Raw genomic sequence first — 14,702 nt, 5'->3', positions numbered from 1 at the left:
GCCCCTGCACAGTGACTTTGCAAACTGGGCCCACTAACACCCAAGGAGCCCATCGATGCACAACGAATCTGGTAGTCATTCACTTCCTCCGCCGTTACCGCCTGCAGCACGCCCGGCCTTTCGGCTTTCGTTTCAGTCTCCGCTGTCGCGCTTGCTGTTGATTGCCTTGTTACTTGCGATCTTGATGATTCCCTCTTGCCAGATTAGCGGTGTGATTTCCGAGCGTAGTCAGCGCAGCGCTGAAGCAGTGGCAGAGGTGACGAGCAAATGGGGAGGCGCGCAAACGCTGGTGGCACCCGTACTGCGAGTGCCTTATCAATTGCGCCAAACCGACATCGACAGAAACGGCGTCAGAACTGAAGGATTAAGCGAAGTTGAATACGCCTATTTTCTGCCGCGCACACTCAACATCACGGCGCGCCAACAGGTGCAACAACGTTCACGCGGAATTTTTCAGGTACCCGTGTTTAGTACGCACATCAAAGCTAGCGGCAACTTTGCTGTGCCCTCACTCTCTGAACTTAAGTTGCTCGCTAGCGATGCGGTGCTTGATCTCGCGAATGCAGAATTGCTGATCGGCCTTAGCGACTCGCGCTCTTTGCAGGCTGGCGCAAGTCTAAGCATCGATGGCAAGCCTTTTATTCTGAGACCCGCAGGCACGTCCATCAACGGCTTGCGCGCAACCATCGGCGACGTCATCACTGCCGACAAGTTGTGGGAAGGCATGCGCTATGACATCAGCCTCAGCGTCAACGGCTCCGATAGCTTGTTCTTTGCGCCAATGGCGGAAGAAACGCATGTCACCCTCGAAGGCAACTGGCCGCATCCAAGCTTTAATGGCGATTGGCTCCCCGTAAAACGGGATATCAATGAGCAAGGCTTTAGCGCTGAATGGTCGGTGAGTTATCTGGGCCGCAACATCGCGCAGCAGTGGCGCGACATCAACCCCAGCATCAACAACAATGAGATACAGGGTAAGTCCACGCAAAGCTTTGGCGTGAGCCTGATATCGCCTGTCGACACTTACAGCATGGCCGAGCGCATCACCAAATACGGCTTGCTCACATTGGTCTTTACCTTTGGGGTGATCTGGCTCACCGAAGTTCTTACTGGCGTGCGCTTGCATCCGATTCAATATGGATTTATCGGTGCAGCGCTATGTTTGTTCGCACTGTTGCAACTCAGCTTTGCTGAACACTTTGGTTTTAATGCAGCGTTCGGCGTGAGTGCGGCAGCAGTCGTAAGCATGGTCACTTTCTACAGCCGCGCCGCGCTTAAACGTACAGGTCGCGCGTTGTTGGTCGGCGGTGTATTGAGCGGTTTGTATGGCTATCTCTACATGATCCTGCAGGCTGAAGACTACGCACTGATGGGTGGTTCACTCGCTTTGTTCGCAGCACTGGCTGCCGCGATGTGGTTAACGCGTCGCATCGATTGGACGCGTAGTAGCGACGCAAGCTGATCGCTGCTGCCGAACGAGATCCATCGCCATGAAAAGAAAAGTGATGAAGTGGCTGTTCGCGCTTTGCGTACCGGTTTTTATCATCGGCATGATCTTGCGGGACGACTGCGTGATTCCAGTTGACGGCGCGACGCCCAAAGACTGGAATCCGCAGTCCTTCTGGTACACGCCCTGGGGACGCTCAGGCGTGCACAAGGGCATCGATATTTTTGCCAAGAACGGCACGCCGGTTTTGTCTTCAACGAAGGGCCTCGTGCTCTACAGCGGACCCTACGGCATGGGCGGAAACGTGGTGTGGGTGTTAGGCCCGAAATGGCGTTTGCACTATTACGCACACCTGAGCGATTCGAGCGTTAGCGCCTTCAAGCTCGTGCACATTGGCGCGCCCATCGGTCGCGTTGGTAGCAGCGGCAACGCAGCAGGAAAACCACCACATCTGCACTACGCCATTCGCTCTCTCATTCCTTTGCCCTGGTTAGCGACCACGCAAGTGCAAGGCTGGTATCGAATGTTTTTCATTGATCCCAACACGCGCTTGCGTGTTGGGCTGTCGTCAACATAAATCTCTAGAAGGAAACATCACCATGTTCCTCGCTCATTTACCCGCAGGCTATTTGTGCAGCCACGCGATACTCGCGTCCTGCAAAAATCCGCCACGCAATTTGCGGCCTTATCTTGCGCTTGGAATGCTCGGCAGCATTGCGCCTGATCTGGATTTTATCTGGCACGCATTCCTCGATCCGCACCCTGTGTTCCATCATTTGTATTGGACGCACTATCCATTCGCTTGGGCGCTGCCCAGCAGCATCGCCTTGCTTGTGTGTCTGGTGTTGGGCCAACGCAATGCAGCACTGGGTGTATTGCTGTTTGCCGCTAACGGCTTGCTGCATTTATTGCTGGACACGCCGTGGGGCAGCATCGCCTGGGCTTGGCCATTTGATCCCACACTAATGAAGTGGGTTAGCGTTCCGCATAACCAACGTTTGTGGCTGCTGAATTTTGTTTTTCACTGGACGGCTTTGGTTGAGCTTTCGATCATCACTGCTGCGTGCGCGCTGTGGTTGTTCAGAAGACGCCGCGCAGCTCAGCAAGCAAAGCCTGTGGCGATCATCCGCCGTGAGCGAATGCTCTCTGCTGAGATTGGACGACGTATTGCCAAGCAAGTGGCGCGAAGCTGCCCGAGGCAGATCGATTGAGGCGAGCAGGCTCAGCCCTTGATATGCAGCAACGGATGCTTCCACATGCGCCAGATCGTGAAGGGGCCAAAGGTCCAGCAGTAAATATTGATTGCGATTTCTGCGGCCATCTCGGCGCTGCCGTGAGTGAACAGTCCCTGCTCAATGTTGAACAGGATGTCGATGGCACCCAGAAAGATCATTGCGCTGCCGGCGCAGATGCCCCACAGCACGGCGCGGCGGTCGCCCTTCAGCAAGAAGCTCGCCGCCAGCAGATAGCCCACGGCCATCCAAGCATCCGCCAGCGGAAAAGCATTTTCGAAGCTGGTGTAGACGTTGTCCGTGCGGACCATGGTGGCGCCGCTCATGAAATAGACCAGCCAATAGGCCAGGGTAGCCAGCGTTGTGAACACCATAAAGCCGGCGTGGACGCGGTCGCGGGTGGTAATTACCATGGGCCATTCCTTTAAAATTTATAATTTAATCAGTACTTTATATTTTATAAGGCAATTTCATCTATGGCGCAACTTTTTGGGTATTTAGCACTCCAATTCCACGACTGCTAATATTGAGTCCAATGGAGAGTAAACAGATGAGTAAGGCTATTGTCCTGAGGCAACCGGGCATGCTGGCACCGCTAAGCGGCAGCCTCGATGCCTATATCGCGTCCGTTGGCCAGATTCCGCTCCTAAGCGCGGAAGATGAAAAGCTGCTGGCCGAACGCCTACATATCGAAGGCGATGTCACCGCCGCACAGCAACTGGTTCTGTCGAACCTGCGCTTTGTCGTGCACATTGCACGCGGTTACATGGGCTATGGCCTGCCACTTGCGGACCTTATTCAGGAAGGCAACATCGGCTTGATGAAAGCCGTGAAGCGCTTCGACCCGGGTGTTGGCGTGCGACTGATCTCGTTCGCGGTGCATTGGGTTAAATCCGAAATTCATGAGTACGTGCTGAAGAACTGGCGCATCGTCAAAATCGCCACGACTAAAGCGCAGCGCAAACTGTTCTTCAATCTGCGCTCAAGCAAGACGCGCCTTGGCTGGATGAATCAGGCCGAAGTAGAACGCATTGCGGCTGAACTCAAAGTGAAGCCAGAAGAAGTGCTGCAGATGGAATCACGCTTGGGCGGCCAAGATGTTTCCTTTAGCGCGACGCCAGCGGATGGCGAAGAAAGCTACGTGCCAGAAGATTATTTGGCTGCGCAAAACGACAGCTTCGCTGCGATTGAAGAAGCCGAGTGGCAGGAAGAGCGTGAAGAGAAAATGCGCACTGGCCTTGCAGCCCTTAATGATCGCGAGCGCGACATTCTGAATCGTCGCTGGCTCAGTGAAGGCGAGAAGGCTGGCTTGCAGGAATTGGCTGATGAGTACGGTGTGTCTGCCGAACGCATTCGCCAAATCGAAGCGGCTGCGATGAAGAAACTACGCAAACAGATCGAAGCTTGAGTTCTGCTTGATGTGAAAAGCCCCGCAATGCGGGGCTTTTCTATTTGGACTTGTTCGTCGGATCTTTGGGCAATTCTTTGGGCCCACTTGCACCATCCGACTTCAATGCAGAACTCGCCGCATTGCGCGCAACTTGGTGCAAAACCTTGTTGGTCGCTGAGATACCGCCATAAACACCATCAGAAATGGCGTCGTGAATCAGTCGAACAACACGCGTGGTGTCGCGAGTGACCGGAATACTTTCAAGAATTCCAAAGGGAATACTTGCAATGCCCTTGTGCACCGCGCGAACAGTGTTGGTTCCACCGGCAACAACATTTTCTGCAACCGACTGCCCCGCACTAATCTGCCCGCGTATTTGCGTGACCAACTGCAACTCAGCCACAGCCGCTTCATTGCGTCGCTGCAGACGCTGCGCTGCGCGCATGCGACGTTGCAGACTCACGACGAGCGCCGCTGAAATCACCAGCGCCAACAATGTCAGAGCGATGATCATTTAGGCATCGCCAAACAATTGCACGTCCGCTTTCACATCAAACTGCAGCAACTGGTCCTGCATGATCGTCAGTGTTCGCGCGTAAACAATACGTCTGAGCAGCGTCGGCGTGAGACTGCCGAACGCACCAGCAAACCAAGATTCTTTGCGCGCCAACTCCACCGGATTGAGAATCTCAATGGTGAGCAGCATCGGCTTGCCCGCGGTATCACGCATCGCAACAGGCGTGGAGCCAAGCCGGCTCGCCAAAGCGCTCGATTGTTTTTCCAATATCGCCAAACGTGCACGCAGCTTTAGCACCCATGCGAGCAGCCCAACAGAAACCAGCAAGCTAATTACAGTCAGAAAAATCATTACGTTCTCCCGAATCAGACTTTGCTCAAATTTTGTTTGATAAGCGCGAAGCCAAAGCGCCCAAACGCGGCGTTGCAAGAAAACCTTCAATCGTCCGTGGCGGCTGCGAAGTGTCGGGATGACTAATCGCTACCACCTGCCCCACACCAAACTCGTGCGCAGCTTGTAACACCGGCAGGCTGTCATCGACAAATAAAGCGCGCTTGGGATCAAATGGATACTGGGCGACAAAGCGCTGCCAGAAGTTTTGATCCTCTTTCGGCGCACCGAATTGATGCGAGCTAACGATCAGATCAAACAGCGGCGTAAGACCGGTGTGTTCAAGCTTGAGTGACCAACTATCGCGATGTGCATTGGTGGCCAGCCATAGCTGACGACCACTGGCGCGCACCGCATGCAGAAAATCGACCGCGCCTTCAAGCGGGCCAATCATGTGTCGAATTTCGCGCTTGAGTTCAGCCATATTGATGCCGGTGATATCGCTCCAGTAATCGGTGCAATACCAAGGCAGCGTGTGCTGCACTTCGATAAATTTTGGCGTCAGTGTTGCGCGTGCTTGCTCCAAGCTGATGCCATTGATTTGGGCATAACGCTCTGGAACGAGTTGGCGCCAAAAATAATTGTCGTAGGACAGGTCAAGAATGGTGCCATCCATATCCAGAATGACCCACTCGACCTGATCCCAATTTACGATATCTGCAGTCTTATCCATGGCCGCATGATACTCGCCCGCAAGCACTCAAGGCAGCGCCTAAATCGGGCTATGTTCAACGCGATTACGGCCATTTTTCTTGGCCAGATAAAGTGCTTGATCCGCAGCGGAAATTAAAAGCTCGGGGGTCTGGCCATGTGCGGGATATGACGAGATGCCAAATGACATCGTGGCGGATAGTTTGAACCCACCAAAGCTGAGACGCTCTTCAGAGAATTTCTGACGCCAAGCATTGACTCGCTCAATTGCATGGCTAGGCGCCATGCCGGGCAACACCAGCAAAAATTCCTCGCCACCAAAGCGACATAAAATATCACTGGTGCGCGCTTGCTCGCGTAAAGAACGCGCGGCCATGCGAATGACTTCATCACCTGCTTGATGCCCATAGGTATCGTTCAATTTCTTAAAGTGATCGATATCACCCATCACAATGCTGACGGGATACCCTTCGCGCTGCGCTCGGGCCAGCTCGCGCTCCAAGGTCTCATCGAGATATCTACGGTTGTAGAGGCCACTCAGCGGATCCCGAATCGCCTGTTCTTGCAGCATCGTTTGCAGTGCACGAATTTCCTCAACGCGCCGCTCCAATTCCGCATTGGCACTACGCAGTCGCGATTGGGCGTTCTGAATTTCAGTGAGATCCATAATCGCCATCACGATACTGACGACCTTATCTCCTTCGAAAATCGGCACGCATTTGCCGTGCACAAACATGGTTGCTTGTCTGCGCACATTCCATTCGTCATCGAACTCCATTTGTTTTCCAGCAAAGCACTGGTCGAACAAAGACTCTAAACGGATGCTGGTTTCAGTCGGCAATACCGCCGAATAGTGTTTCCCCTCAATGAATGCAGGCTGCAGTCCAAAAGTTTCTGAGTAGCGACGATTGGCGATCACCATGCGACCTTCACGATCAATCATCGTGATCCACGCTGGCGCCGCGTCAATCAGCGTGCGTAAAACTTTGCGGCCGCGTTGCACTTCCTGCTCCATCTCGCGTCGTTCGGTCACATCAATGCCTGTACCTACAAGATAAGGCTTGCCTGCAATTTCGATGTATTGCCCGCTCACCAAATAGCGTCGCATTTCGCCATTGGCCACTCGCTGTCTTAATTCTGTTTCGGCGTATCCGCGTGTTACAAAAACACGCCGAATGGCATCGCTGGCCAAGCTGCGATCTTCTCGCATCGTGGTTTGCAGAATATCGCCGACCCTAATCTCTTCGTCGTTCTTCCCAAAAACTTTTTTGAAAGTTCGATTCCACTGAACCACCGCGCCAGTTTCATCGAGCATGTAAAACACGCCAGGAAGACTGTTGATCACCGTCTCGGAAAAGTATTTCTCATCACGAAGATCTGCGGTTCGCGCAATGACCAAAGCATCGGTGCGCGCCGCATTACCCGTACTCAACAGCAAAGCTGAAGCGAGCAACGCAATGAAGATTAATCCGAGAACCAGAACGCCCCAGCTTTGCCAAGCGCGGTGGGTCTGTAGATAGGCTGGCGTCGGGATGGTCTGAAACAGATAGTGTCGGCCGCCAAAATTTAATTCTGTTTCAAATACGGCTTCAGCATTTCCGATGCTGTCGTACAGAAACGATTTTGCGTCCGTGTCGATCAGGCGTAGCGATAGCTGATCTGCCGCCGCTGGCAATGCGCTCTCGATGAATTCATGTACGCGTAAAACACTCGCGACGAATCCGGGACCATTGGCGCCTCCGCGAACGGGGCTGATGATCAAAACGCCAGGACTAGCATTTGCACGGCCTTTGTCTTGTATCAGTTGCATTGGCGCAGTGATGAAGGCGCGCTGAGCTCTTGTTGCTGCGTTGAGCGCGGGCAGCCCAATGCGCGTTACCCAGTCAAACCCCAGCACGGTTTCGTTGCCAAACTGGGGCTCGATAAAAGTGATGGGGTAATGCACTGCGCGATCCAGTGCCCGTCTGGAGCGGAGGCTGTTATTCGGGAACTCGCGAATCTCCAAGCCATGATGAGATTCATAGTCACTGCGCTCTACCGCCGTCACACGCGGCACCCACTCCATCGCCTTGACCATCGGGTAACGCACCAAGGTTTTCTCAATGTAGCGCTTGAAACTCTCGCGCGTCACCGGCTCATCGCCACCGAGAAAACCCTCTGCTTGCTCCAGCAAAACTTCCTGCGCTTCAAGCCGCATCTGCACGCGATCTGAAACCTGCTGAGAAATCATGTTGAATTCAAGCAACGATTGGCCTCGCTCCCATGCGCTGAAACGCACAAAAATGACGACAAACAGAATCAGGCCAATCACGATTGGCAGACCCACTGGAGCAGCGCGACTGCGCCACAACGCACGCGGCTCGCCAGTCAAAATCAAACAGAGCGGCAGCATTACCAACACGCCAAGCGAATCGCCGATCCACCAGGTAATCCAGCTGGAGACGATTGAATCTTCCGAAATCAATCCGAGAGATTTAAGCCCAAAGATTGAGCCACTCGCACTGATCAGACAGATCAGCGGCGTGAGCAATACGAATTGGCCCAATGGCTTTTCATGGTCCATCGCCGCTGGCCAACCCAAGGCGCGACGCAGAACCGTGCCGCCGATTGCCGCCTGCAGCGTGGAAACCGCGGCGATCAACAGCGCCGCTTCGATGCCGATTACATTGGCTTGGTTGGCCGCGTCAAAGCCCACCCACAAATTCAGAATGAGAGAGCCCGCGAAAATCCAAGGAAGGGTCGAGGCCCCGGCCACCAAAACAGCTGATGCGGCGATACCGGCTGGAGGAAAAATCGCAGTGGCGTAGCCCGGTGGAATCGCCAACAACAATCCCAACTTTCCACTCAGAACATAAGCCAGCGTTAAAACAAAAAGCGCAGGCAGCCGCCACCGAGCCGGAGTCAAAGCTCCGGGCAAAGCGTGTGCCCCTGTTGTTGCCGCGCTAGTCATCCATGACCCGATTTCCCTGCGTTAAGGATAAACCGGATCGCCAATTTTGTGGGAATTTTCCTACAAATTAGGCGGCGGCCAGCCCTCTGATGGCGATGCGCACTCAACGCGGTTCCGGCTATTGGCCTTGGCTAGGTACAGGGCCTCATCCGCCACCGCGATTAGGCGCTCAGCAGTTTTACCATGGACTGGGTAGGCCGAAATGCCGAACGAAACCGTCGCCGACAATTCAAACACCCCAAAGCTCAGGCGCTGCTGTGCAAACAAAGCACGCCATTGATCAACACGAACATAAGCATCATCCATACCAATTCCGGGCATGACCAGCAGAAACTCCTCGCCGCCAAATCGACACAAAATATCGCTGGCGCGTGCATGGTCGCGCAGTAAGCCCGACAACAAACGGATGACCGCATCACCCGCTTGATGCCCATAAGTGTCATTCAAATTCTTGAAGTGATCGATATCGCCCATCACGATGCTGATCGGATAGCCCTCGCGCTGCGCCTTGGACAATTCACGATCCAAGGTCTCGTCGAGATAGCGCCGGTTGTATAGGCCACTTAAGGGATCTCGTATCGCTTGCTCTTGCAGCAACGCTTGCAGCGCATGAATTTCTTTAACGCGCCGCTCAAGCTCTACGTTGGCGCCATGCAAACGCGCCCGTGCATTTTGAATTTCGGTGAGATCCATACCCGTGCCAAACATGTAATGCCGTCCAGCAATTTTTGTGTACTGCCCATTCACCAAGTAATGGCGCAGCTTTCCATCACCCATATCTTGACGCACTTCGACCTCGGCATAACCCCGCGTCGCATACACACGGCGGATGGCCTCTTCGATCAAGGCATGATCTTCTTTGACGATGGTCTTGAGCACATCCTCAGTTTTTACATTGCTTTCGCCCAAGCTGAACACTCTGCCGAAGTTGCTATTCCACTGCGTCAGATCGCCTGCTCTGTCCAGCATGTAAAAAACACCGGGCAAACTATTGATCACGGTTTCTGAAAAATTCTTCTCATCATTCAAATCCGCAGTGCGTGAAATTACTAAGGCCTCGATGCGGGCAGCGTGTCCCGTACTCAGTAACAAAGCCATCGATAACAAAGCCGTAAATGACAAGCCAACAACCAAGATAGCCCAGCTTTGCCATGCACGATGCGAGCGAAAATATTCCGCTGAAGGTGCCGTCTGCAGATGATAGTCGCGTCCACCAAAATGCAAACTTGCTTCAAAGCTTGTCTTGGTCCCGGCCTGAAAATTGTCGAATAAAGTAACCGTCGCTTCGCGATCCACAATGCGCAAGTACAACTGACCCTTTAAAAACGGCAGCGCATTGTTCATGAATTGATTGACGCGAATCACTGAGGCCACAAAGCCAGGCCCCTCAGGACCGCTGCTCACCGGGTAAAGCACCAAAAGACCACGGTGGATACCTTCCTTTCCTCGATCTTGCAATAGAGTTATCGGTGGAGAAATTAGCGTGCGTTCAGCAGTTGCGGCCGCATTCAGAACAGCCAAAGGAATTCGCTGATCTGCCAAATTGAACCCGAGCATTTCTTCATTGCCGCTCCTCGGTTCAATAAAATTTATTGGGTAATAGACTTTGTGCTCAGGTGCGGTCACGAACGTCTTTCGATCTGCACTTTGCTCGCGGATACGCAGATTGTTTCGCGCTTCAAAATCCTGACGCTCGTTATCCATCACGCGCGGCGCCCACTCGACTGCCATCACCGATGGATAGCGCATGAAGATCCTGCCGACGCGATTTTTAAAGCTTTCCTCCGTCACCGCATCGCCACTACTCAAGAACGCTTCGGCCTGTTGCAGGAATATCTCCTGCCCTTCAAAACGCGTCTGGATACGGTCGGAGACTTGTTGCGAGAGACGATCAAATTCGAGCAATGCCTGCCGTTTCTCCCAGCTACCAAAACGCAGGAAAATCACCACAAACAACAGCAGGCCACCGACCATAGGAATGCCCACCGTGATTAAACGACGGCGCCAAAGCTGGCGAGGCTCTCCACACAGCATGAGGGTCAGCGGAACCACGAGCAGAACCGCTAGCGAATCGCCGATCCACCAAATGAACCAACTGGAAACCAAAATTTCACGCGAAATCGCGCCAAGCAGAAACAAGCTGGCCAAGGAAAGGCTGGCGCTGATTGTGCAAATCAGTGGGGTAAAAATTGCGAATCGGATCAACGGCCGGCCATGATCCATTGCGATTGATGGTCCTAGGGCTCTACGGAGAACAGCGCCACCTACTGCTGCCTGCGCAACGGCCGCCAACGACATCAACAGCACTGCATAAATTGCGTGTGCATCCAAATGGCCGTTGACGACAGCGCCATTCCAAAGACAAAACAGAATAGAGCCTGCAAAAATCCACGGCAGCGTCATGTAGCCGCCGATGAGAACGGCCCCGATTGCGATACCTGCTGGCGCAAAAATCGCTGCCGCAAAACCAGGCGCCACCACCAACGCCATGCTCAACTTGCCGCCTAATACATAAGCGACAATCAAAGACAGCAGCGCCGGAAAACCTAATCTATCGGGCGTGCCTATGCCCGCACGATGCCCTGAATTTCTATAAGTTGCTGACGCCATTAGACTTCCAAGCCCACCGTTAAGTGACGCACTCATAGGGTCGTACGTTGGCATCCTGCCTATGAAAGCTGTCGCTCCTGCGATAGCTTCGCAACCAGATTCATTCCGGCTGCGTTACAAATATTTTTTACGAGAAGATTTAATGCTGCTGCTCAATGTGCAGCTTTTATACCGTTGCAAAAGATTGGTGCAACATCACATTGGCAGCAGACTCCGCTCGATGAAAGCGGTGCCCTTGGAAGGCGTCTGCATGCATGCCCAGCAGTGCTTGATAGGTTTCTTCGTCTTCGACGCCTTCAGCAATAATCTCCAGATGCATGACCTTTCCGATGGAAACGAGTGCTTCTGTCAGAGCGCGATCAATCGGGCTAATCAATAAAGAGCGCGTGAAGGAGCGATCAATCTTGATGCCGTCGATACGTAGACGTTTGAGCAAATCAAAGGAATTATAGCCAGTGCCCATATCATCAAGCCAAACCATAAAACCACGACGATGAAGCTCACTAATCAAACGTGTTTCAGTAGCGTTGGCTTGCAGTTGATCGGTCTCAGTAATTTCAAAACGCAGAATACGTTTATGAACAGCGCTGGCATCCAACAAAGCCAACATGCCATCGCCAAAAGTCGCATCGCCAAAACTGCGAGCGCTCAGGTTCAATGAAATATAGGGTTGCTGCCCTTTGCCTTTAGGCCAATTACGCGTCAGCGCAATAACATTCTGCAGCATCCATTGATCGATACGCGTCATCCATCCCATGCGTTGCGCAGCGGGCATGAATTCAGCGGGCATCACTAGCGCGCCTGTCTCGCTACGCATGCGGATCAGGGATTCGTAGCCGAGCACTTTACGATCGCGCCCCACAATTTCTTGCAGGTAGACTTCAAAACGATTGTCATCGAATGCGCGCTGAATCATATTGGCGCAGTCGAGCGTGCTCTCTGCGAGCAAGATGTGCGGATCATCCGGCAGATACAACTGGCAGCGTCCACGTCCGCGATCTTTGGCCGCATAACAAGCCGTATCCGCACGCGCCATCAGCACTGAAGGATCGCAACGATCCTCAGCAATGCCGACGATGCCGATGCTTAACCCAACCTCGCCCTGCTGATCGCCCACATCCAGTCGGAACGCGCCTACTGCAGCAATCAAGCTATCCGCCACCTGCTGTGCCTTCTCTGCATCGGCAAGGCACAACGTGATGCCAAATTCATCACCGCCGAGTCGAGCCAAGCCATCTTCAGGGCGAAGAAGCGCACGCAGCAGCGCTGATATTTCACGCAAGAACCGATCGCCATTGGCATGACCATAGACATCGTTAATCATCTTGAAATGATCAAGATCCAGGTACATCAGGAATTTTTTCTGGTGGCCTTCTCGCGGTCCTTTAACAAAATCTTTTATTGATTCTTCAAAGGCCAAACGATTCGGCAAGCCGGTTAATGAATCGTGGCGCGCTTGATAAGTCAGCTGATCGCTCAAGTCGCGCGCATCGCTGACATCCTGAAACACGAATACCGCGCCAATAACTTTGCCACTCGCGTCGCGCACCAGCGATATCGTTTCTGAGATCGGTCGAATCTCGCCATTGGCTGTCCGCAACCCACTGTAAGGATCGAGATAAACACCCGCGCCTGTAGTCAGCATGAATGACGCCGGATTCTCGACTAAGGTCTGGGCCTCGCCCTTGTAAACCCGAACGCCTAATTTGAAGGGTTGGCCAACAAGCCGCGTCGCTGGCACGCCAATAATTTTGGCCGCAGCCGTATTGCAGAAGGTGATGATGCCATCGGCATCCGTATGGATAACGCCATCACTGACGTTAGAGAGCGTTAACTCAGTGAGCTCACCGACAGCTCGCAGCATGGCGAGCGATTGAGTCTTTCTCCGCTGAGACGACAACACCAGCACGCCAACAACCACCAGTAGGGCCCACATCAGCAATGGCGCCCAAAACAACCAATGATCAAGCGAGCCGTCTCCGGTGCTACTCAGCCAGCTGATGATGGACATATTCATGAATTGCCTGTGTGACTCAAACTACCGCGCTGCATCTCGGGGGGCTCTAAACGCCAAAACGGTATACGGGTCAAATAATTAACCGTCGCCGCCAAGGGGCATCCTTCCCCGATTGCACACAAGCTCGCCGAGTGAGCTAGCAGCTCGGCTAAACTGCAGCGATGAACTATAGCCCACTGATCCTCGCCGGAACGGCACTGGTACTTCTTCTCCAATTGACCTTGCTTTGGCGTGGTCGTCGCAAAGCGGACGATGGGGCGGCTGAGAAGATCGACGCGCTGCTGCGCGGTGAAACAACCCGCCTACGCAGCGAGATTGGCGAGATGAATCGCCAGCAGAGACAAGAGCTTGGCGCCAATCTGGAAGCCATTCGCCAACTTCTCGATGAGCGTTTCAAAGGGTTTTTAGAAGACGCCCGTGGCGGCCGCCGTGAGACTGCCGAAGGCCTGCAACGCTTTGCTGGCAGCCTCACTCAGCAGCTTTCAGCGCTCACCGAGTCCAATGCTCAACGCATGAATGAAATGCGCGTCACGCTCGAAGGCAAGCTCAAAGATATCCAAGCCGACAACGCCGCCAAGCTTGAAGAGATGCGTAAAACCGTCGACGAGAAACTCCACGCCACCTTGGAACAGCGCTTGGGCGAGAGTTTCAAATTGGTGAGCGATCGCCTGGAGCAGGTGCACAAAGGCCTCGGCGAGATGCAGACGCTGGCCGCCGGAGTTGGCGATCTCAAGCGCGTGCTGACGAATGTGAAAACGCGCGGCGGGTGGGGTGAAGTTCAGCTCGAAAGTATTCTTGAGCAGATTTTCACGGCTGAGCAATTCGCAAAACAAGTCGCTGTAAACCCAGATAGTCGCGACATGGTCGACTGCGCTGTTCGCATGCCCGGACGCAGCAATGATGAAACGCCGTGCTGGCTACCGATCGACGCTAAATTTCCGAGCGAAGACTATGAACGTTTGCTCGATGCGCAAGAGCGCGCCGATATAGAAGCGATAAAAACTGCCGGCTCACAATTGGAGCGCGCAGTTCGCATTCAAGCCAAATCAATCAGCGAGAAATATATCGCGCCACCCAATACTACGGACTTCGCCGTGATGTTCTTGCCGACTGAAGGCCTATACGCGGAAGTCATTCGCAGACCCAATATGGTTGATAGCCTGCAACGTGAATTCCGCGTGGTACTCGCTGGGCCAACCACACTCATCGCACTACTCAATAGTCTGCAAATGGGTTTTCGCACACTGGCGATCGCAAAGCGCAGCAGCGAAGTTTGGAAAGTGCTTGGTGCCGTCAAAACAGAGTTTGGAAAGTTTGGCGATGTTCTGGACAAGGTTCAGGACAAACTCAAGCAAGCAAGCAATACGATTGGCGACGCAGGCGTGCGCAGTAGGGCCATTGAGCGACAGTTGCGCAATGTGGAAGCTCTGTCCGCTGATACCACTGAACCTTTGCTGAAACTGCCGGTACCACCGAATTCGCAAGACGAGTCTTAACT

At 53.5% G+C, this 14,702-nt stretch carries 12 protein-coding genes; 5 read left to right on the top strand and 7 right to left on the bottom strand.

The window, feature by feature from the left end; genetic code table 11:
* Positions 1-55: 55 nt before the first annotated feature.
* The 3 genes from creD to CJD38_RS10105 are packed head-to-tail and all read left to right on the top strand — an operon-like array spanning position 56 to position 2,658.
* Complete coding sequence (gene creD / locus CJD38_RS10115) at positions 56-1,462, top strand: cell envelope integrity protein CreD (RefSeq protein WP_107940204.1); 1,407 nt, start codon at positions 56-58, stop codon at positions 1,460-1,462.
* A 28-nt stretch (positions 1,463-1,490) separates the two neighbouring features.
* A complete protein-coding gene (locus CJD38_RS10110) occupies positions 1,491-2,024 on the top strand; it encodes a M23 family metallopeptidase (RefSeq protein ID WP_107940203.1) in 534 nt (177 codons plus the stop codon).
* Positions 2,025-2,046: 22 nt separating this feature from the next.
* Positions 2,047-2,658, top strand: coding sequence for a metal-dependent hydrolase (locus CJD38_RS10105; RefSeq protein ID WP_107940202.1), 612 nt, complete (start codon positions 2,047-2,049; stop codon positions 2,656-2,658).
* Positions 2,659-2,669: 11 nt separating this feature from the next.
* On the opposite strand, the gene CJD38_RS10100 is transcribed toward CJD38_RS10105, so the two are convergent.
* Positions 2,670-3,092 carry a hypothetical protein gene (locus tag CJD38_RS10100; RefSeq protein WP_107940201.1) on the bottom strand — a complete coding sequence of 141 codons (423 nt, stop codon included), beginning with the start codon at positions 3,090-3,092 and terminating at the stop codon, positions 2,670-2,672.
* Between the two features lie 137 nt (positions 3,093-3,229).
* On the opposite strand from CJD38_RS10100, the gene rpoH reads away from it, so the two are divergent.
* On the top strand, positions 3,230-4,087 hold the full coding sequence (gene rpoH, locus CJD38_RS10095) for an RNA polymerase sigma factor RpoH (protein ID WP_107940200.1): 858 nt from the start codon (positions 3,230-3,232) through the stop codon (positions 4,085-4,087).
* A 40-nt stretch (positions 4,088-4,127) separates the two neighbouring features.
* Here rpoH and CJD38_RS10090 read toward each other — a convergent pair whose 3' ends face one another.
* From CJD38_RS10090 to CJD38_RS10065, 6 genes are all read right to left on the bottom strand, one after another.
* Positions 4,128-4,583, bottom strand: coding sequence for a hypothetical protein (locus CJD38_RS10090; protein ID WP_107940199.1), 456 nt, complete (start codon positions 4,581-4,583; stop codon positions 4,128-4,130).
* Positions 4,584-4,937: a hypothetical protein gene (locus tag CJD38_RS10085; RefSeq protein WP_107940198.1), complete on the bottom strand. Its 354-nt coding sequence runs from the start codon at positions 4,935-4,937 to the stop codon at positions 4,584-4,586.
* Between the two features lie 25 nt (positions 4,938-4,962).
* Positions 4,963-5,649: a GMP/IMP nucleotidase gene (gene yrfG / locus CJD38_RS10080; RefSeq protein WP_107940197.1), complete on the bottom strand. Its 687-nt coding sequence runs from the start codon at positions 5,647-5,649 to the stop codon at positions 4,963-4,965.
* 39 nt (positions 5,650-5,688) lie between these two features.
* Positions 5,689-8,532 (bottom strand): diguanylate cyclase, encoded by a 2,844-nt coding sequence (locus CJD38_RS10075; RefSeq protein WP_161554207.1) that lies wholly within the window; start codon positions 8,530-8,532, stop codon positions 5,689-5,691.
* 105 nt (positions 8,533-8,637) lie between these two features.
* Positions 8,638-11,187, bottom strand: coding sequence for a diguanylate cyclase (locus tag CJD38_RS10070; protein WP_161554206.1), 2,550 nt, complete (start codon positions 11,185-11,187; stop codon positions 8,638-8,640).
* Positions 11,188-11,353: 166 nt separating this feature from the next.
* Positions 11,354-13,204: a putative bifunctional diguanylate cyclase/phosphodiesterase gene (locus CJD38_RS10065; RefSeq protein WP_107940194.1), complete on the bottom strand. Its 1,851-nt coding sequence runs from the start codon at positions 13,202-13,204 to the stop codon at positions 11,354-11,356.
* 161 nt (positions 13,205-13,365) lie between these two features.
* Between CJD38_RS10065 and CJD38_RS10060 the strand changes: the two genes are divergently transcribed.
* Positions 13,366-14,700 (top strand): DNA recombination protein RmuC, encoded by a 1,335-nt coding sequence (locus CJD38_RS10060; RefSeq protein ID WP_107940193.1) that lies wholly within the window; start codon positions 13,366-13,368, stop codon positions 14,698-14,700.
* Positions 14,701-14,702 lie beyond the last annotated feature (2 nt).

The organism is Stenotrophobium rhamnosiphilum, from assembly GCF_003052265.1.
In the GTDB taxonomy this organism is placed as follows: Bacteria; Pseudomonadota; Gammaproteobacteria; order Nevskiales; family Nevskiaceae; genus Stenotrophobium; species Stenotrophobium rhamnosiphilum.
This window is presented reverse-complemented; position numbering and strand designations above follow the sequence as displayed.

Excerpts from the sequence above, each read along its gene's own strand:
- creD (WP_107940204.1), top strand. The coding sequence starts at position 56 with ATGCACAACGAATCTGGTAGTCATTCACTTCCTCCGCCGTTACCGCCT.
- CJD38_RS10110 (WP_107940203.1), top strand. The coding sequence starts at position 1,491 with ATGAAAAGAAAAGTGATGAAGTGGCTGTTCGCGCTTTGCGTACCGGTT.
- CJD38_RS10105 (WP_107940202.1), top strand. The coding sequence starts at position 2,047 with ATGTTCCTCGCTCATTTACCCGCAGGCTATTTGTGCAGCCACGCGATA.
- CJD38_RS10100 (WP_107940201.1), bottom strand. The coding sequence starts at position 3,092 with ATGGTAATTACCACCCGCGACCGCGTCCACGCCGGCTTTATGGTGTTC.
- rpoH (WP_107940200.1), top strand. The coding sequence starts at position 3,230 with ATGAGTAAGGCTATTGTCCTGAGGCAACCGGGCATGCTGGCACCGCTA.
- CJD38_RS10090 (WP_107940199.1), bottom strand. The coding sequence starts at position 4,583 with ATGATCATCGCTCTGACATTGTTGGCGCTGGTGATTTCAGCGGCGCTC.
- CJD38_RS10085 (WP_107940198.1), bottom strand. The coding sequence starts at position 4,937 with ATGATTTTTCTGACTGTAATTAGCTTGCTGGTTTCTGTTGGGCTGCTC.
- yrfG (WP_107940197.1), bottom strand. The coding sequence starts at position 5,649 with ATGGATAAGACTGCAGATATCGTAAATTGGGATCAGGTCGAGTGGGTC.
- CJD38_RS10070 (WP_161554206.1), bottom strand. The coding sequence starts at position 11,187 with ATGGCGTCAGCAACTTATAGAAATTCAGGGCATCGTGCGGGCATAGGC.
- CJD38_RS10065 (WP_107940194.1), bottom strand. The coding sequence starts at position 13,204 with ATGAATATGTCCATCATCAGCTGGCTGAGTAGCACCGGAGACGGCTCG.
- CJD38_RS10060 (WP_107940193.1), top strand. The coding sequence starts at position 13,366 with ATGAACTATAGCCCACTGATCCTCGCCGGAACGGCACTGGTACTTCTT.